This is a genomic window from Leisingera aquaemixtae, from assembly GCF_019801145.1.
In the GTDB taxonomy this organism is placed as follows: domain Bacteria; phylum Pseudomonadota; class Alphaproteobacteria; order Rhodobacterales; family Rhodobacteraceae; genus Leisingera; species Leisingera aquaemixtae_A.
This window is the reverse complement of sequence record NZ_JAHVJQ010000002.1, coordinates 83,551-101,330: the sequence shown is the minus strand read 5'-3', so window position 1 is coordinate 101,330 and position 17,780 is coordinate 83,551. Positions and strand designations below refer to the sequence as shown.

Here is a 17,780-nt window from a genome sequence, read left to right as displayed (position 1 = left end):
GGGTGCCATGCCGCGTCTGTTTGCTTCTGCTTTTCTCTATATTTTTGCATTTTTTGCGGTTTTCCCTGCAGCCTGGGCAGGTCCGGCGGTTCCCGGATTCCGCTACCAGTCTTATGCGGATACCGATTTCTTCGGCTCCGACCTGCAGCCGCTGTTTGATACCGACGTGGCCTCCTGCGCCCGCGCCTGTTCAGCCCAGGCAGACTGCGCAGGCTTCGTCTTCAACCAAAAGGCAAACGCCTGCTTCCCGAAATCGGCGCTGGCGCAATCCAGCCCCTACGCGGGCGCCGTCTCGGCGGTGAAACAGCCCGCTGCGGGCGGGCTGGCAGCGGCGGCGGCCTCTCGCGCCGCGCGGCTGGATTTCCTGCCAGAACAGGATCTGCAGCGTGCCTCGGGCTTTGCCCGCAGCCTCGGGCTGGATTACCCGCTGGCCGCGGCGGACGCGGCAGAGGCCCGCGCCGCCGCCCGCGCCCGGCTGCGGGAGGGTGATTCCCACGGCGCCCTGCGCTGGATGGCGCAGGCGGTGGTGCTGAGCGACGCGGCCGCGGACTGGACTTCATTTTCCGGCTACCTGCTGCGCGCCGCCAAGGACAGCAGCAGCCGCAGCCAGCAGCGTCGCTACCGGTCGCAGGCCTATGCCGCGGCGCTGAACGGCTATCTGCGGGCCGCGGACCCAGCCGCGCAGGCCGAGGCGCTGGCAGCCGCCGCCAGGGTGCAGGAACTGCAGGCACGCGGCCGTGCCATGCTGCCGCTGTTGCGGCTGGCGCAGGACATCGCGCCGGATGCCGCCCGTGCCGCGCAGCTGGAGGATGCCATTGCCAAATACGGCTTCCGCGTTCTCACCAGCACGGTTGAAAGCGACAGCGCCGCGCCGCGCATCTGCGCCGAGTTCTCGGAAGACCTGGAACAGGCCGGCACCGATTACGAAAATTACGTCCGCCTGCCCGAGGCGAGCCTCGCCGTCACTGCCCAGGGCCGCCAACTGTGCCTTGACGGAGTGGAACACGGCAAGCGCTACCGCCTGACCCTGCGCCGCGGCTTGCCCGCGGCCAGCGGCGAACAGCTCTATAAGGACGTGGAGCTGACCCATTACGTCCGCGACCGCGCCCCGCAGGTCCGCTTCCCGGGCCGCGCCTATGTGCTGCCCGCAGGCGGCCAGGCGGCGCTGCCGGTGGAAACCGTGAACCTGACGGAACTGGACCTGCGCCTGCGCCGGGTCAGCAGCCGCAACGTGCTGCGCACCCTGCAGGAGGGGTACTTTGCCAAGCCGCTCTCCCAGTGGGAGGATGAGCATTTCGCTGAAAATATTGCCGAGGAAATCTGGACCGGCAGCGCCGAAGTGGACACCGCCATCAACCAGGTGATGACCAGCCGACTGCCGCTGGATCAGGCTCTAAATGGGCAAAAACCGGGGCTTTACGCGCTGACCGCCCGGGTGCCGGGCGCTGATCCCTATGACGATGCCGGCGCCACCCAGTGGTTCGTGCTGACCGGCCTCGGCCTTTCCACCATGTCCGGCAGCGATGGCCTCCATGTGCAGGTGCAGGCACTGGCGGATGCGAAACCGCATGAGGGCGCCGAGGTCAGCCTGATCTCCGCCGCCAACGAAGTGCTGGCAAGCGCAACCAGCGACGCCAGCGGCCATGTGCATTTTGCCCCCGGCCTTACCCGCGGCACCGGCGGCGCGGCCCCGGCACTGATCACCGCGCGGGCAGGGGAGGGCGATTTCACCTTCCTGCCCCTGAACGATGCCGCCTTTGACCTCTCCGACCGCGGCGTTTCGGGCCGCCCCGCACCGGGGCCGGTGGATGTGTTCCTGGCGACCACCCGCGGCGCCTTCCGGGCCGGTGAAACCGTGCATGTGACCGCCCTGGCCCGTGACAGCAAGGCGCAGGCCATCGACGGCCTGCCGCTGACCGCGATCCTGCTGCGCCCGGACGGGGTGGAATACACCCGCCAGACCTCCGCCGCAGGCCATCAGGGCGGCCATGTCTTTGCCCTTGCCACCGGCCCAGCCGCCCCGCGCGGCACCTGGCGGATCGAGATCAAGAGCGACCTCAAGGCCCCGACGCTCGCCAGCCGCCAGATCCTGGTCGAGGATTTCCTGCCCGAGCGCATCGACTTCGAGCAGGAGGTTACGAATGCCGCCAGCCTCCAGCCCGGCGGCGCGGCGCAGATCGCGCTGCAGGCCGATTACCTGTTCGGCGCACCGGGTGCCGGGCTGAAGGTGGAGGGCAGCATCCGCCTCACCGCCGCCAATACGCTGAGTGAGTGGCCCGGCTTCCGCTTTGGCCGCTACGATGAGGCATCCTCGGCCCAGACCGAACATTTCGGCGGCCAGGAAACCGGCCCTGACGGGAGTGCAACTTTCACCGTCAGCCTCCCCGCCGCCGCCCCGGCAGAGGGCAAGCCGCTGCTGGCCACCCTCACCACCCGCGTCGCGGATGGATCTGCCCGCCCGGTGGAGCGCAGCCTGGCGCTGCCCGTCCGCCCCGCTGGCCCGGTCCTCGGCATCAAGCCGCTGTTTGACGAGGTCGCGGCAGAAGGCAGCGAGGCGGGTTTCGAACTGATTGCCCTGACCCCGGACCTGCAACCCATGCCAATGCGGGTCAAATGGACCCTGAACCGGGTCGAAACCCGCTATCAGTGGTATCAGCTCTACGGCAACTGGAACTGGGAGCCCATTACCCGCCGAACCCGGATTGCCACCGGCGAGGCGCAGCTGGGCAGCGACCCGCTGCCGCTCTCCCAGCCCGTCGATTGGGGCCGCTATGAGCTGGTGGTGGAACGCCTCGACGGCGAATATGCCTCTGCCGCTTTTGACTTCTACGCCGGCTGGTATGCGCCCGAAGGCAGCACCGAGACGCCCGCCCGGCTGGACCTGTCGCTGGATAGCGAGAGCTACGCTCCCGGCGACACCGCCCGCCTGCGCATCGTGCCGCAGGCCGCAGGCACGGCGCTGGTCTCGGTGGTCTCCAACCATCTGATCCACCGCATGGCAGTGGAAGTGCCCGCAGGCGAAACCGTGATACCGCTGGAGGTGACGCAGGACTGGGGCAGCGGCGCCTATGTGACGGCAACCGTGATCCAGCCCGTGGCTGGCGACCGTGGCCGCACCCCGCTGCGTGCCCTGGGCCTCGCCCACGCCAGCGTCACCCAGCCTGACCTGCTGCTGCAGGTCGCGATTGACGTCCCCGAAGTCACCCGCCCGCGCGGCACCCAAGTTGCAAAACTCCGCGTGGACGGTGCGGCTGAGGGCGAGGAGGTCTGGCTCACCGTGGCCGCCGTCGACCTCGGCATCCTCAACCTCACCGGCTTCACCAGCCCCGATCCCAGCGCGCATTACTACGGCCAGCGCCGCCTTGGGATGGAGCTGCGAGACGTCTACGGCCGCCTCATCGACCCCGGCAACGGCGCGATGGGCCGGATCCGTTCCGGCGGCGACGCAGACGGCGGCATGAAGATGCAATCGCCACCCCCGACTCAGGACCTTGTGGCGCTGTTCTCCGGCCCGCTGAAAGTTGATGCCAGTGGCGAGGCGGAGTTCCCCCTGACGCTCCCCGCCTTCAACGGCACCGTTCGGCTGATGGCAGTCGCGTGGTCGGGCAAGGCCGTGGGCCAGGCAGAGGCCGATATGCTGGTGCGCGACCCGGTGGTGGTCACCGCCTCCCTGCCGCGCTTCCTGGCGCCGGGCGATGAGAGCCGCGCCCGCATTGAAATCGTCCACGCAGACGGCCCTGCCGGTGAGATGAAGCTGACCGCCAGCACTGCAGGCGGCCTGACACTGGGCAGCCTGCCAGCCTCCGTCACTCTGGCCGAGCGGGGCAAGGCAGTGCTGGAGCTGCCGGTCACGGCGGAAACCGTGGGCGACCACGACCTGGGCCTCACCCTCACCACGCCCGATGGGCAGGAGCTGCGGCAAACCCTGCGCATGCCGGTCCGCGCCAATGATCCGATGACCTCGGAAACCCGCCGCTTCACCCTCGCAGCCGGCGACACTTTCCTGTTCAGCAAGGACGTCTTCACAGGCCTCCGCCCCGGCACCGCCCGCGCCACCCTCTCCTCCGGCCCGCTGGCGAAATTCGACGTGCCGGGCCTCTTGGCGGAACTGGACCAGTACCCCTATGGCTGCACGGAGCAGGTCACGTCCAAGGCGCTGCCGCTCCTCTACCTCAGCAGCGTCGCGCAGGCGGCGGGGCTGGGTGACGGCCCGGCGGTGGACGCGCGCATCAATGCCGCCATCCGCCAGGTGCTGACCCGCCAGGCCCCCAGCGGCGCCTTCGGAATGTGGCGCGCGGACAGCGGCGAGTTCTGGCTCGACGCCTATGCCAGCGACTTCCTCAGCCGCGCCCGCGCGCAAGGCTACGCGGTGCCGCAGCGGGCCTTTGCCCAGGCGATGGACAACCTGCGCAACCGCATCAACTATGCCCCCGACTTCGACAAGGGCGGTGAGGAGATCGCCTATGCCCTCCTGGTGCTGGCGCGTGAGGGAGCCGCCCAGATGGGCGACCTGCGCTACTATGCGGATGTGAAGGGCGAGGCTTTTGCCACCCCCCTCGCCGCCGCTCAATTGGGCGCAGCTCTTGCGGCTTATGGCGACCAGCGCCGCGCCGACCGGATGTTTGCCCGCGCCGCGCAGATGATCACCTCTGAGGCTCGAGACGAGGCCCGTCTCTGGCGCGCCGATTTCGGCACGAGGCTGCGTGACACCGCCGGCGTTCTGGCGCTGGCGGCAGAGGCCGGATCGGAAGCCGTGGACCACGCAAGCCTGTCAGCAAGGCTTTCGAACGCCAGCGGCACCCGCTCCACCCAGGAGTCCGCCTGGACCCTGATGGCCGCCCACGCACTGACGCAAAATCCCGAAGACTCCGGTCTGCTGGTCAACGGCCAGCCCGTGCAGGGGCCGTTTGTTCAGGCCGCAGACGGTCAGGATATCCCGGAACTCGCTCTGACCGCTGCCAGCGGCCGAACCGCGGAAATCACCCTCACCACGCTTGGCGTGCCTCAGGTCCCGCCCGCCGCGGGCGGCTTTGGCTACACCATCGAGCGCAGCTACTACACGCTGGAGGGCAAGGTGCTGGAGGTGCAGTCCGTGCAGGCGGGGGCGCGGTTTGTGGCGGTCCTGCGGGTGAAGCCGCATGAAAAGACCGGCGCGCGGCTGATGATCAACGACCCGCTGCCCGCGGGGTTCGAGATCGACAACCCCAACCTCCTGCGCTCCGGCGATCTGCGCGATCTTGACTGGCTGAACCCGGCTGAGGCCGAGCACGCCGAGTTCCGCAGCGACCGCTTCCTGGCGGCGGTGAATGTGCGCGACGCTTCGGCGGTGACGCTGGCCTATGTGGTTCGTGCGGTGACACCGGGCGTGTTCCACCACCCGGCTGCCTCGGTTGAGGACATGTACCGCCCCGCCTACCGCGCCCGCACGGGCACGGGGCGTGTGGAAGTCAGGTGAGACGCTGGCGAACCAACGCTAAGGGCAGCGCCCGGCCCGGCGGGGTGGGAAGCGAAGCGCCCGCCCCGTGGAGGGCGGGACGGGCGCTACCCGGCCTTCGGCCAGGCAAAAGGCTGAAATGGTATGCCGCTGCTTTAGCGGTTCTGCTTATTGCAGTCTTTACGGCCTATCGCGCTTTCGACACTTGGATCGACCGCACAGACCTCCCGCTCACCCTGACTGAAACCTCCACCGAAGTCCTCGACCGCAATGGCAAGCTGCTGCGTGCCTACCCCGTCGGCGACGGCCTTTGGCGCCTTGCCGTCCAGCCCGCCGACGTCGACCCGCGCTTCCTGCAGATGCTCTTGCGCTACGAAGACAAGCGCTTCCGCTCCCATGCCGGTGTCGACCCCGTAGCCCTTCTGCGCGCCGCGGGCCAGGCGCTGTGGAACACCCGCGCCGTCTCCGGCGGCTCCACCCTCACCATGCAGGTCGCGCGCCTCTTGGAGGACGGCACCACCGGCCGCTGGGCGGGCAAGCTGCGCCAGATGCGGGTGGCGCTGGCGCTGGAACGCCGCCTCAGCAAGGACGAGATCCTCACCCTCTACCTGACCCACGCCCCCTATGGCGGCGCGGCAGAGGGCATCCGGGCGGCCGCCTACAGCTGGTTCGGCAAGGAGCCGAAACGCCTGACACCGGCAGAGGCCGCGCTGCTGGTGGCCCTGCCGCAGAGCCCCGAACGCCGCCGCCCCGACCGCTTCCCGCAGGCCGCCAGCGGCGCCCGCGACCGGGTGCTGGAGCGCATGGAACGCCAAGGCATCCTCAGCGCAGAACAGGCCGAGGCCGCCCGCCGCACCCCGCTGCCGCACCAAATGGCCGCCTTCCCGCGCCTAGCGCCGCATCTGGCGGACCGCGTGGCAGCCCGGCACCCCGGCCAGCGCCAGTTGCGCCTGACCCTTGACGGCGCGGTGCAATCCCGGATGGAGACCCTGCTGGCAGAGGCCGTCCGCACCAGCCCGCGCCTCTCCGCCGCCCTCATCGCCGTTGACCACCAGACCGGCGAAGTGCTGGCGATGGCCGGCTCTCCCGGTTATTCAGATGCCGCACGCCGCGGCTTTGTCGACATGACCCAGGCCATCCGCTCCCCCGGTTCCACCCTGAAACCGCTGATCTACGGCCTTGCCTTCGACCAGGGACTGGCGCATCCGGAAACCCTGATCCACGACGGCCCGGTCAATTTCGCAGGCTACGCGCCGCAGAACTTCGACGGCGCATTCCGCGGCGACATCACCGTGCGCGAGGCGCTGCAGCTTTCCCTCAACATCCCCGTCGTGAAACTGACGCAAGAGCTTGGCCCGGCCCGCGTGATGGCGTCTTTGCGCGCCAGCGGCGCCCGCCCGGAACTGCCCGGCGGTGCCCCGGGGCTGGCGCTGTCGCTGGGCGGGCTTGGCATCAGCCTGCAGGATATGGTGCAGCTTTATGCCGGGCTGGCGGTAGGCGGGCAGGGGCCGAAGCTGCGGGTGATACAGGGCGAAGCGCCGCAGCCCGCGGGCCGCCTGACCTCGCCGGAGGCCGCCTGGCAGGCCGCCGACATTCTGCGCGGGCTGCCGGTGCCCGCAGGCGCGCGGGCAGGAACGATCGCCTACAAGACAGGCACGTCATACGGCCACCGCGATGCCTGGGCGATCGGCTGGGACGGCCGCCATGTGATCGGCGTCTGGATGGGCCGCGCCGACGGCACGCCGGTGCCGGGCATCTTCGGCGGCGACCTCGCCGCGCCGGTGCTGTTTGAGGCCTTCGGCCGCCTGAAACCCGCAGTTGATCCCTTGCCGCCGCCGCCGCCCGCCACGCTGATCGTCAGCTCCGCCGAACTGCCGCCGCCCTTGCAGCGCTTCCGCCCGCGCGATGCGGCCTTCTCGGACCCCGCAGACGCACCGGAGCTGATCTTCCCGCCTGAAGGCGCCCGGCTGATGCTGGAGGGTGCTGACCTCACTCTGAAACTCCGCGGCGGCACCGCGCCGTTTCTGGTGCTGGCAAACGGCCAGCCGGTGATCTCCGGCCAGCGCAGGCGCGAGTTCTCCCTGCCCAGCCCCGGCCCCGGCTTCTCCTCGCTGGTGATTGTCGATGGCGCCGGCCGCTCGGACCGGGTTAACCTGCGGATTGATTGATCCCGCAAATTTCCCTGAGGCCCCTTCATGCTGAAACCTCTCCTTGCCGCCTGCACCATTACCCTGTCCGTGTCCTTGGCCGCCCCCGCCGCCTGGCCTGCCTGCGCGACAGACGGTGAAATCACCGTCTTCGTCGAAAGCTTCACTGCCAAGACCCCGGCGCAGGCGCTGTCACCCGGCGGCAGTATGCAGGATGCGCTCTGCTCCCAGGCCAAACTCGCCGCCGCGCTGGAGCCGCATATGGGTCCGGTGATCGGCTACAAGGCCGGCCTCACCAGCAAACCCGCGCAGGACCGTTTCGGCGCCACAGAGCCGGTGCAGGGCCTGCTGTTCCGGAACATGATGCTGGAGGACGGCGCCGCGCTCGACGCCCCATGGGGGGCGATCCCGATGGTGGAGGCCGACCTTGTGCTGGTGGTCGCGGATGAAGCGATCAACACCGCTACCACACCTGAGGAGGCGCTGGCCCATATCTCCGCCGTTCGCCCCTTCATCGAACTGCCGGACCTGACGCTTGCCAAGGGCCAGCCCTTCACTGCGGAAACCATCACCGCGATGGGCGTCGGCACCCGGCTGGGCATCCTGGGTGCGCCGGTGGCGGTGGAGGACCCGGCAGCGATGGCCCGTATGCTGGAGGAGATGTCCGTCACGATGCGCGACGCGGCGGGCGGCGTACTGGTGCAGGCACCGGGCCGGGCGGTGCTGGGCAACCCGGTCAATGCCGCCCTGTGGCTGCGCTCCAAAGGGGTGGAGTTCAAGGCAGGGGATTTGATTTCCGTCGGCTCTTTCGGCCCGCTGTTCCCGCCGCGCGCGGGAAAGGGCGGGGTCAGCGTCACTTATGACGGGCTGCCGGGCAACCCGGTGGTGCGGGTGCAGTTCAAGGAGTAATCCGCAGACCGCTGGATAAGGTGTTTCGCTTCGGGCAAAGCCCGCAGCGACCCGCGCCGCGCCCTTGGCGCGGCGCCTGACCCAATGCTCGCGGGTTTTCGCAAGAAACCTGCGAAAGGCGGGAGCGCCCCGGTTGCGGGAGCCGCCTACCGCCGCCCCTCGCGCAGCCATCCCGCGACGAGGAAGAAGGACGCCAGCACCAGAGCCAGCCAGCCGGGCAGCAGCGGGCCTTGGCTGACCGACAGCGTCTCATAGGCCTCCCGCGGGGTCAGGCCGATCCAGCCGCGCCCCGCCGCCGGGCGCCCGGGCCGCACGCTGCGCAAGGACGGCATCCCGTCCGCCAGCCGCAAGACGCCGCCGCGCAGTGGCTCCAGCGCCGACGCCAGCACAGACCCGGTGGCAATGGTTTCCTCGAACTCCTTCGGCGCTGCAGGGCCAAGCCCGACCACCGTGCTCTCTTCGCCTTCCTCCAGCCGGTACAGCCCCGGCTCCGGCCCCTCATAGCGGGTTTCCCACTGCCCCGGCGCGGTCTGGCGCAGCTCCAGCTCAGCTGTCGAGCCGTCGGGGTTGGTCACCGTCACCGGCCCCGCCTGTTCCGCCAGCGTGCGGCGCAAGATGCGCATCCGCTGGCCCGAGGCCTCGGCCCACAGCGCCTCCTCCTCCAGTTCCGGCTCCTTCATCATCCAGTGCGCAAGACGGCGCAGCAGTTCCAGCTGCGGGCCGCCGCCCTCGTACCCGCGGCTCCACAGCCAGGCGTGGTCAGAGGCCAGCAGCGCCACCCGGCCCTCGCCCACCCGGTTCAGCACCAGGAGCGGGCGTTCGCCTGCGCCGCTCATCAGCACATGGCCCTCCGGTGCGCGCAGCTCGATCTGGCGCAGCCAGCGGCCCCAGTCCGCAGCCCCCTCCAGGCCCGAAGTCACCGGGTGCTGCCTGCCCAGATCCGTCACCGCGGGGCGGTAGGCCTCCTCCAGCACCCGCGCCGAGGGTTCTGCGGGCAGGATCAGCGACAGAGGCGAGCGGTAGATGCTGTCGGCACTTGCAAAATCAGGGCCGGCCGCCACCAGCACCGCACCGCCGCCCATCGCGTAATTGGCCACGTTGTCCAGGTAGACCGCTGGCAGGATGCCGCGCCGCTTGTAGCGGTCAAAGATGATCAGGTCGAAGTCCTCGATCTTCTCCAGGAACAGCTCGCGGGTGGGGAAGGCGATCAGAGATAGTTCCTCCACCGGCACTCCGTCCTGCTTCTCCGGCGGCCGTAGGATGGTGAAATGCACCAGATCCACTGCGCTGTCGGATTTCAACAGGTTGCGCCAGGTGCGCCCGCCCGCATGCGGCTCGCCCGACACCAGCAGCACCCGCAGCCGGTCGCGCACCCCGTTGATCTGCACCAGCGCCTGGTTGTTGCGCGCGGTCAGTTCGCCCGGCTCTTCCGGCACGCTGAACTGGATCACGTTGCGGCCGCCGTGCTGCAGCACGACCGGCAGCTCGAAATCGACGCCCACCGGCAGGGCAAAGCGCTGCGGCGCCTCGCCCCCCACGGAGATGTCCAGATCGGCAAACCCGTCCTGCACCGGCACCGCGCCCTGATCCTCGATCCTCAGCGTCAGCCTGACCGGTTCGCCGATGATGGCAAAGCCGGGGGCGTTTTTCACGATCAGGCGGCGGTCCCAGTCGTCCTCGCGGCCGGTCAGCAGCAGATGCATCGGCGCGGGCAGGCTGACCGGCTGATCGGCGTCATGCACCTGGCCGTCACTCAGGGCAATGATCCCCGCCACCCGCGCCCGCGGCTCATCCGCCAGCGCCTGCGCGACGGCCGCCATCAGCCGCGTGCCCTCGTCGCCCTCGCCATCCGGCACGGTGATCCAGCGCACATCGGTGCCGGGGCGGCCCGCCAGCGCGGCCTTCAATTGGGTGCGGGCGCGGGCCATCTGCTCCGGGCGGTCCCGCAGCTGCTGGCTGGCGGTCTGGTCCTCCGCCACGATCACGATGTCACTAAGGGCCGCGCGGTCCTCGCTCTGATGCACCGGGCCTGACAAAGCGGCCAGCAGCACCAGCGCCGCCAAGGCACGCAAGGCCCAGCCGGACAGCCCCTTCCACAGCCCCAACAGCAAGGCGGCCAGGGTCACCGCCCCCGCGGCCCAGATCACGGGCCAGGGCACCAGCGGGTCGAACAGGATCGTCTGTGTCATCGCGCGCTCCTACTGCCCCAGCCGGTCCAGCAAGGCCGGCACATGCACCTGGTCGGATTTGTAGTTGCCGGTCAGCACATGCATCACCAGGTTGACGCCAAAGCGGAACGCCAGTTCCCGCTGCCGCTCGCCGGCATAGCCGCGCCCGACCGGCAGCAAGGGCCGGCCGTTGCCGTCCACCGCCCAGGCCGCGGCCCAGTCGTTGCCGCCGATCACCACCGGCGTCACCCCGTCGTTCAGATTGCGGAAGGGGATGCCCTCGGCCTGTTCCGCATCCGGCGGCGCCGCCTCGACCCAGACCAGGCCGCGGCTGTGGCGGCCGGGGAAGTCCTGCAGCAGGTAGAACGCACGGGTCAGCACATGGTCCTCCGGCACCACCTCCAGCGGCGGAATGTCCAAAGGCAGCGCAATCTGCTGCAGCCGCCGCGCCGCCGGGCTGGTCGCACCCGAGGCCGCCAGATCCGCATCGCGGGTGTCAAACAGGATCATGCCGCCCGCCCGCAGATAGGTGTTGAGCTTGCCGTAAGCTTCCGATGAGGGCAGCGGCTGATCGCGGGTGATGGGCCAGTAGAGCAGCGGATAAAAGGCCAGCTCATCCCGTTCCAGATCGACACCCGCCGGGATGGCCGGCTCCACCGAGGTGCGGAAGAACAGCGTGTCCGACAGTCCGCGCAGGCCCGCGGCAGCAATACGGTCCACCTGCGCGTCCCCCGTCAGCACATGCGCCAGCACCAGTTCCGAGGCCAGTTCGGCGGCCCGCAGATCCGCCTGTGCCTGCTCCCGCGAGAGGGCCTCCTGCGCCCGCAGATCTTGCGGCGCGGCCAGCGCCGCCAGCCCCAGCGCCGCCGCCAGCGCCGCGGTGCGGGCACGGCCCAGCAGGCCGGACACCAGAAGCGTGCCCAGTACATCCAGCGCCAGCAGCACCAGCGCCAGCGTCAGGAGCGCGCCGCCCAGCGGCAGCTCCTGCGGCGCGCCATAGCCGCTCACCGCCACCGAGGCCGGCCAGCGCGCCGCCAGCAGTTCATCCTCGGGGCGCAGCACATTGCGCGCCAGCATCCGCCGCCCGCCGTCATAGACGCCGGGCCGCAGCTCCGGCCCCGCAGGTGCCGCCACCAGGTCCGGGCCCGCCACACCGGGCAGCGTTTCCGCCGCTTCCAGATGGCCGAAACCGTCCAGCACCTCCACCGGCGTCCAGGTGGTGCCTTCCAGATCCTCTGCCTTGGGCTGTGCAGCAGAGGAGGAGACTGCCAGCCGCTCCAGCATCGACACGAACAGGCCCGACAGCGGCAGGCTGCTCCACTCCGCATTGGCGGTCACGTGAAACAGCACCACCTGGCCCTGGCCCAGCGTCTTGCGCGTCACCAGCGGGGTGCCGTCGGCCAGTTCCGCAATCACCCGCTGCGCCAGCTCCGGGTCCGGCTGCGCCACCACCTGCGAGCTGATCGAGACCTCGCCCGGCACCTCCAGCCCGTAGAACGGGGAGCTTTCATCAAAGGGCGCCAGCGTTTTCGGCTCGCCCCAGCTCATGGCGCCGCCGATGCTGCGGCCGCCAATGCGCAGGCGCACCGGCATCAAGGGCTCCTCGCCCGCGCGCGCGGTGTCGCTGGCCGCCAGCCGCGGTCCGGCAAAGCGCAGCAGCAAGCCGCCGTTTTCCACCCATTCAATGACCGCCTCTTCCTGCGCGGGCGCCAGCCGCGCCACATCGGCCAGCACTATCACATCCGGATTGGCCGGCAGCAGGTCCCGCAGCGCGCCTTCCAGCAGCTCCGCCGAGGGCGCCAGCGCCTGGCGCAGGTAGTGCAGCGGCGACAAGAGTGCGAGGCCCTCATCGGCGCTTTCGGAGGAGACCAGCGCCACCTCGCGGCGGCGCAAGCTGTCATCGGTCAGCGCCACCGCGCCCGCCGATTTCACGCCGCTGATTTCAAACCGCGACAGCCGCGCGCGCAGCTCCGCCGGCAGCGACAGCCCGGCAGAAGCACTGCGGGCGCCGTCCGCAAACCGCACCGGCAGCGAGGCCAGGCTGCGCTCAGTGCCGCCGGGATCCTTGCCCTGCGCCACCACGGAGACCTCCTGCGCCGGCCCGCCGCGGCTGCGCTGCACCGTCAGTTCGATCGTGCCGCCGGTATAGCTCGCGGGCATCAGGCCCAGCACCGGCAGGGGCTGTTCAAAAACCTCGATGTCGCCGCGGCGGCTCAGCGCCTCGATCAGTCCTTCGCGGCCCGGGTATTCCAGACCGTCGCTGAACCACACGGTGTCAAAGCTGCCCTCGTCGCTGCCAATCGCCTGCAAAGCTTGCGCCAGTTGCTCCGGCCCCGGCTGCCAGGGCAGCGGCGCCAGCCCGGCCAATTGCCGCTGCCAGTCGCTGGCGGCGCGGAACTGCAAGGGTTCCGGCGCGCTCAGGCGCAGCACCGCCACCCGGCGTTCCGCCCGCCCGGCTTCCTCCAGCTGCACTTCGGCCTGGGCGCTGGTCTGTTTCCAGCCCGCCGCGCCGCCCCAGCTGGCGTCCATCACGATCAAGAGCGGCCCGCTGCCGCCCGCGTCCTCGGTCGAGGGGTTCAGCACCGGCCCCGCCAGCCCGATGATCGCCGCCGCCACTGCCAGAAGCCGCAGCAAGAGCAGCCACCACGGCGTGCGGTCCGACAGGCTCTCGTCATCCTTCAGCCCCAAGAGCAGCGTCACCGCCGGAAACGGCTGGCGCCGGGGCGCAGGCGGGATCGCCCGCAACAGCAGCCACAGCACCGGCAGGGCCAGCAGCCCCAGCAAAAGCCAGGGCGCGGTAAAGCCGATGCCTGCAATCATGGTCATGGCGCGGTTCGCTCCAAAGCGTGGTAAAGCCACATCAGCGCCGCCTGCGCTGCGTCGCCCGTGTGATGCTGCCCGAACCGCCAGCCGGCCTCGCGGCACAGCCGCTCCAGCGCGTCCCGCCGTTCCGCCAGCCGGTCCAGGTAGCGCTCCTGCAGGGCAGAGGCCTTCAGTGTTTCATGTGTGACACCGCCCGCGATGCTTTCAAACAGCGTGCGCCCGGAAAAGGGAAAAGCCTCCTCCGCCGGGTCCAGCACCTGCAACAACACGCCCCGGACGCCGCGCGCGGCGGCCTTGGACAGCGCCTGCTCCACCGGCTCATACGGCCCCAGGAAGTCCGAGATGAACAAGGCGCGCGCATGCGGGATCAGCGCGCGGTGGCCGGGCGGGGCGTAATCCTCCGCGCCGTCATCCGACAGCGCCTCTGCCAGCCGCAGGATCTGCACATTGCCGCGCCGCGGCGGCAGGGTGCCGCCGGTGAGGCCCACCCGCTCGCCGCCCTGCACCATCAGCACCGCGGCAGCCAGCCCCAAAAGCCGCGCACGGTCTGCCTTCTGCGGCAGCTTGGCCGTGGAGGCAAAGCGCATCGAGGCGCCGGTATCGACCCACAGATGCACCGTCTGGGCGATCTGCCACTCCCGCTCGCGCACGTACTGCACGTCACCCATGGCAGAGCGCCGGTGGTCGATCATCCGGCGGCTGTCGCCGGCCTGCGCCGGGCGGTACTGCCAGAAATCATCGCCGGTTCCGGCCCGGCGGCGGCCATGCTCGCCCATCAGGACAGACCCGGCCAGATGCCGCGCCTGCACCAGCAAGGGGGGCAGGGCGCTGGCCTCGGCCTCCGCCCGGTGCCGCAATCCAGTTGCAGCCTGAGAGGCGGCAGGCCTGGTCACGCGGCGGCCCCGGTCCGGGCCAGTTCGCTCGCGGTTTCCTCGATCAGCGCGGCCAGGCTCTCACCGCGCGCCCGGGCGGCAAAGTTCAGCTGCATCCGGTGGCTCAGCACCGGTTTCGCCATGTCCAGCACGTCCTCCGCATTGGGCGCCAGCCGCCCCTGCAAGAGCGCCCGCGCCCGCACTGCCAGCATCAGGGCCTGCGCCGCCCGCGGACCCGGCCCCCAGGCCACGGTCTGCGCCACATGGTCGGACACGCCGGGCTCTTCGGGGCGGAAGGCGCGCACCAGATCCAGGATCATCTCCACCACCGACTCGCCCACCGGCATCCGCCGCAGCAGGGTCTGCGCTTCGATCAGCTCAGAGGCGGTAAACACCTGGTAGGCCTGCGTCTCCTCCACCCCGGTGGTGGCCAGCAGGATGTCCCGCTCGGTTTCGCGGTCGGGGTAATTCACGTCGATCTGCAGTAGAAACCGGTCCAGCTGCGCCTCCGGCAACGGATAGGTGCCCTCCTGCTCGATCGGGTTCTGGGTCGCCAGCACATGGAACGGCGCGCCCAGTGAACGGTCCTCACCCGCCACTGTCACCATCCGCTCCTGCATCGCCTGCAGCAGCGCCGACTGGGTCCTGGGGCTTGCGCGGTTGATTTCGTCCGCCATCAACAGCTGGCAGAACACCGGCCCCGGAACAAACCGGAACGACCGGTGCCCGTCGGCGGCGGTGTCCAGCACCTCGGAGCCCAGAATGTCGGCAGGCATGAGGTCCGGGGTGAACTGGATGCGGTTGCCGTGCAGCCCCATCACCGTGCTCAGCGTCTCCACCAGCCGGGTCTTGCCCAGGCCGGGCAGGCCGATCAGCAGCCCGTGGCCGCCGCACAGCAGAACCGAGAGGGTGAGGTCCACCACCCGCTCCTGCCCGATAAATCGCTTGGTGATCGACGCGCGCGCCTCTTGCAGCTTGGCTTCCAGCGCTTCGATACCGGCCAGCAGATCGTCCGTTTCAGGCATGACATTCCTCGTTTCCCGGATATATGCTGTTACTCTATCGTGCTGACAGGAAATGGCAAAAGCAATGAGCGGACAAAAACCCGTGACCCCCGATGCCGAAGGCATTGCGGCGGCGGCAAAAGCGGCCGGCAAGGGCAGGGGTTTGCCGCCTGTCCACCTGTGGAACCCGCCGTTTTGCGGCGACCTGGACATCCGCATCGCCCGCGACGGCTCCTGGCATTATCTCGGCACGCCCTTCACCCGGTTTGAGCTGGTCAAGCTGTTTGCCTCCATCCTCAAGCTGGAGGACGGCAAATACTATCTGGTGACCCCGGTCGAAAAGGTCGGCATCACCGTCGAGGACGCGCCCTTTGTGGCAGTGGATTTCGACGTGGCAGGGCAGGGGCGCGATCAGGTCATCACCTTCACCACCAATATAGGCGACACCGCTGCAGCCGGCCCGGACCACGTGATCCGGGCAGAGCGCGACCCCGAGAGCGGCGAGCCTGCGCCCTATGTCATGATCCGCGCCGGGCTGGAGGCGCTGATCGACCGCAAGAGCTTCTACCGGCTGGCGGATCTGGGCGAACACTATGACGGCTGGTTCGGCGTCTGGTCCGGCGGCAAGTTCTTCCCGCTGATTCCGTCTGCTGAGCTGGACGGGGAGTAGGCTTTTGAATCTGCGCCACCCGGCCGGCAGGCCGGGCAGCCGCTGACTCGCCGGCCGCAGCCGGCAGAAACCGGCCGGCTTGCAGTTAACGAAAGTTTAATAGGAAAATGCTGCACTTTTGACGCCTTGGCTGCACCGCCGCGCGGCGGTAGATCATCAGTCAAGAAGGAGAATCCGATGCCCCGCTTCGCGGCCAATATCTCGCTGCTGTTTGCTGAGCTGCCCTATCTCGACCGGTTTCAGGCTGCTGCCGCTGCCGGGTTCGAAGCTGTGGAGATCCTTTACCCTTACGAACTGGCGGCCAAGGAAACCCAGCGCGCGCTGCTGGCGAACGGGCTGCAGCTGCTGCTGATCAACGCGCCGCCGCCGAATTACACCGGCGGCATGCCCGGCTATGCGGCGGTTCCGGAAGGGGGCGACCGCTTCCAGCGCGACATCCGCAGGGTGCTGCGCTACGCCGAGGCGCTGAAGGCCGGCAAGATCCATGTGATGGCGGGCTACGCCAAGGGCGATGCGGCGCAGCAGACTTTTGTCGAGAATCTGCAATGGGCCGCCGACCGCGCGCCGGAGCAGCAGTTCACCATCGAACCGCTGAACAGCGGCGACCAGCCCGGCTATTTCCTCGACGACTACAATCTCGCGGTGGAGGTGCTGGATGCGGTGGACCGGCCCAATGTGGGCCTGCAGTATGACGCCTACCACGCGCAGATGATCCACGGCGACGCGCTCAAGGTCTGGGAGACCTTCGGCCCCCGCGCCGTGCATGTGCAGATCGGCGCCGCGCCGGGCCGCTGCGAGCCGGGCACCGGGCCGGTGGATTTCCAAAGGCTGTTCGACGCCATCGACGCCAGCGGCTATGACGGCTGGGTCAGCGCCGAATACACCCCCTCGACCCGGCGCACTGAGGACAGCCTGGGCTGGATGGGCTGACCGCGCGGCCAGGCTGCGCAGACACCTGTGCAGCGGCGCAGATTGTTTCATATTCGGCGCACCGCATATCTCCTGCAGCACCCCGCCGCCAAGGAGACTGCCATGATACCCGCCCGTTTTGCCCCGCTTCTGTCCGGCTTTCTGATGTCGCTGATGATGTCCTCGATCGTGTCGGGCATCTCCACCCTGCGGGCAGTTGGCGCGGAGGATGGCCTTGCCGCCGCCTGGCTGACCGCCTGGGCCTACAGCTGGCCGGTGGCCTTCCCGGTTGTCCTGGTGGTGGCGCCGCTGGTGCGCCGCATCGTGGCCGCCGCCATCCGCACACCGGATGCGGCATGATGCCCGCGGGAGCAAGACAAACACATTCAGTAATTGAAATGTGACACTTGGCGGGGCATAAGGCGCAGGACCAGTGAAAGGATGCCGCCGATGCTGCCCGCCCGATTTGCCCCTGTTCTGTTCAGCCTGATCCTCTCGGGGCTGATGTCCTTCATCGTGACCGGTGTTGCGACCTGGAAGGCGCTGGGCTTCGGCACGGGCTTCGGCGGCGCCTGGATGCAGGCCTGGTGCTTGAGCTGGCCGATCGCCTTCGCCGTCGCCTTCACCGCCGCGCCCATGGTGCGCAGGCTGGTGGCGAAACTGGTCAAACAGCCCGCCGAAGGCTAAGGCCGGGCGCACCGGCGCACGGGGGCTCTCCCGCCCGCCGCAATCTGCATCAAAGATGCAGCAGCGCCCGTTGGGCACGGCGCCGCTGGCGCGGCGCAATGAGATTTTGCTGAGAAGCCCCTAAGGGCAAGACTGCCCGTAGGGGCGTTTTCGATTG

Annotated in this window: 11 protein-coding genes; 7 read left to right on the top strand and 4 right to left on the bottom strand. The window is 69.3% G+C overall.

The window, feature by feature from the left end; translation table 11 throughout:
* Nucleotides 1-7 precede the first annotated feature (7 nt).
* The 3 genes from KUW17_RS05015 (at nt 8) to KUW17_RS05005 (ending at nt 8,490) form a co-directional block, all read left to right on the top strand.
* Entirely contained in the window at nt 8-5,455 is a 5,448-nt protein-coding gene (locus KUW17_RS05015; RefSeq protein WP_222476458.1) for an alpha-2-macroglobulin family protein, read from the top strand.
* Nucleotides 5,456-5,568: 113 nt separating this feature from the next.
* Nucleotides 5,569-7,602, top strand: a complete 2,034-nt coding sequence (gene pbpC, locus KUW17_RS05010) for a penicillin-binding protein 1C (RefSeq protein WP_222477523.1) — start codon at nt 5,569-5,571, stop codon at nt 7,600-7,602.
* A 27-nt stretch (nt 7,603-7,629) separates the two neighbouring features.
* Nucleotides 7,630-8,490 carry a 2-keto-4-pentenoate hydratase gene (locus KUW17_RS05005; RefSeq protein WP_222476457.1) on the top strand — a complete coding sequence of 287 codons (861 nt, stop codon included), beginning with the start codon at nt 7,630-7,632 and terminating at the stop codon, nt 8,488-8,490.
* Between the two features lie 146 nt (nt 8,491-8,636).
* On the opposite strand, the gene KUW17_RS05000 is transcribed toward KUW17_RS05005, so the two are convergent.
* From KUW17_RS05000 to KUW17_RS04985, 4 genes are read right to left on the bottom strand one after another with little or no spacing between them, the layout of a single operon-like run.
* On the bottom strand, nt 8,637-10,679 hold the full coding sequence (locus KUW17_RS05000; protein WP_222476456.1) for a hypothetical protein: 2,043 nt from the start codon (nt 10,677-10,679) through the stop codon (nt 8,637-8,639).
* 9 nt (nt 10,680-10,688) lie between these two features.
* Complete coding sequence (locus tag KUW17_RS04995) at nt 10,689-13,484, bottom strand: DUF4159 domain-containing protein (protein WP_222476455.1); 2,796 nt, start codon at nt 13,482-13,484, stop codon at nt 10,689-10,691.
* Nucleotides 13,481-14,374, bottom strand: a complete 894-nt coding sequence (locus KUW17_RS04990) for a DUF58 domain-containing protein (RefSeq protein WP_222476452.1) — start codon at nt 14,372-14,374, stop codon at nt 13,481-13,483. The genes KUW17_RS04995 and KUW17_RS04990 overlap by 4 nt, the downstream gene beginning before the upstream one ends.
* Nucleotides 14,371-15,378 carry an AAA family ATPase gene (locus tag KUW17_RS04985; protein ID WP_222476451.1) on the bottom strand — a complete coding sequence of 336 codons (1,008 nt, stop codon included), beginning with the start codon at nt 15,376-15,378 and terminating at the stop codon, nt 14,371-14,373. Before KUW17_RS04985 ends, KUW17_RS04990 begins: the two co-directional genes overlap by 4 nt.
* A 64-nt stretch (nt 15,379-15,442) precedes the next feature.
* Between KUW17_RS04985 and KUW17_RS04980 the strand changes: the two genes are divergently transcribed.
* The 4 genes from KUW17_RS04980 (at nt 15,443) to KUW17_RS04965 (ending at nt 17,623) form a co-directional block, all read left to right on the top strand.
* On the top strand, nt 15,443-16,027 hold the full coding sequence (locus KUW17_RS04980; RefSeq protein ID WP_222476450.1) for a DUF1285 domain-containing protein: 585 nt from the start codon (nt 15,443-15,445) through the stop codon (nt 16,025-16,027).
* Nucleotides 16,028-16,204: 177 nt separating this feature from the next.
* Nucleotides 16,205-16,957, top strand: a complete 753-nt coding sequence (locus KUW17_RS04975) for a hydroxypyruvate isomerase family protein (protein WP_222476449.1) — start codon at nt 16,205-16,207, stop codon at nt 16,955-16,957.
* A gap of 102 nt (nt 16,958-17,059) precedes the next feature.
* A complete protein-coding gene (locus KUW17_RS04970; RefSeq protein WP_222476446.1) occupies nt 17,060-17,296 on the top strand; it encodes a DUF2798 domain-containing protein in 237 nt (78 codons plus the stop codon).
* A gap of 90 nt (nt 17,297-17,386) precedes the next feature.
* Nucleotides 17,387-17,623 (top strand): DUF2798 domain-containing protein, encoded by a 237-nt coding sequence (locus tag KUW17_RS04965; RefSeq protein WP_222476444.1) that lies wholly within the window; start codon nt 17,387-17,389, stop codon nt 17,621-17,623.
* Nucleotides 17,624-17,780 lie beyond the last annotated feature (157 nt).

Excerpts from the sequence above, each read along its gene's own strand:
- KUW17_RS05000 (WP_222476456.1), bottom strand. The coding sequence starts at position 10,679 with ATGACACAGACGATCCTGTTCGACCCGCTGGTGCCCTGGCCCGTGATC.
- KUW17_RS04965 (WP_222476444.1), top strand. The coding sequence starts at position 17,387 with ATGCTGCCCGCCCGATTTGCCCCTGTTCTGTTCAGCCTGATCCTCTCG.
- KUW17_RS04970 (WP_222476446.1), top strand. The coding sequence starts at position 17,060 with ATGATACCCGCCCGTTTTGCCCCGCTTCTGTCCGGCTTTCTGATGTCG.
- KUW17_RS04985 (WP_222476451.1), bottom strand. The coding sequence starts at position 15,378 with ATGCCTGAAACGGACGATCTGCTGGCCGGTATCGAAGCGCTGGAAGCC.
- KUW17_RS04995 (WP_222476455.1), bottom strand. The coding sequence starts at position 13,484 with ATGACCATGATTGCAGGCATCGGCTTTACCGCGCCCTGGCTTTTGCTG.
- KUW17_RS05015 (WP_222476458.1), top strand. The coding sequence starts at position 8 with ATGCCGCGTCTGTTTGCTTCTGCTTTTCTCTATATTTTTGCATTTTTT.
- KUW17_RS05005 (WP_222476457.1), top strand. The coding sequence starts at position 7,630 with ATGCTGAAACCTCTCCTTGCCGCCTGCACCATTACCCTGTCCGTGTCC.
- KUW17_RS04980 (WP_222476450.1), top strand. The coding sequence starts at position 15,443 with ATGAGCGGACAAAAACCCGTGACCCCCGATGCCGAAGGCATTGCGGCG.
- KUW17_RS04975 (WP_222476449.1), top strand. The coding sequence starts at position 16,205 with ATGCCCCGCTTCGCGGCCAATATCTCGCTGCTGTTTGCTGAGCTGCCC.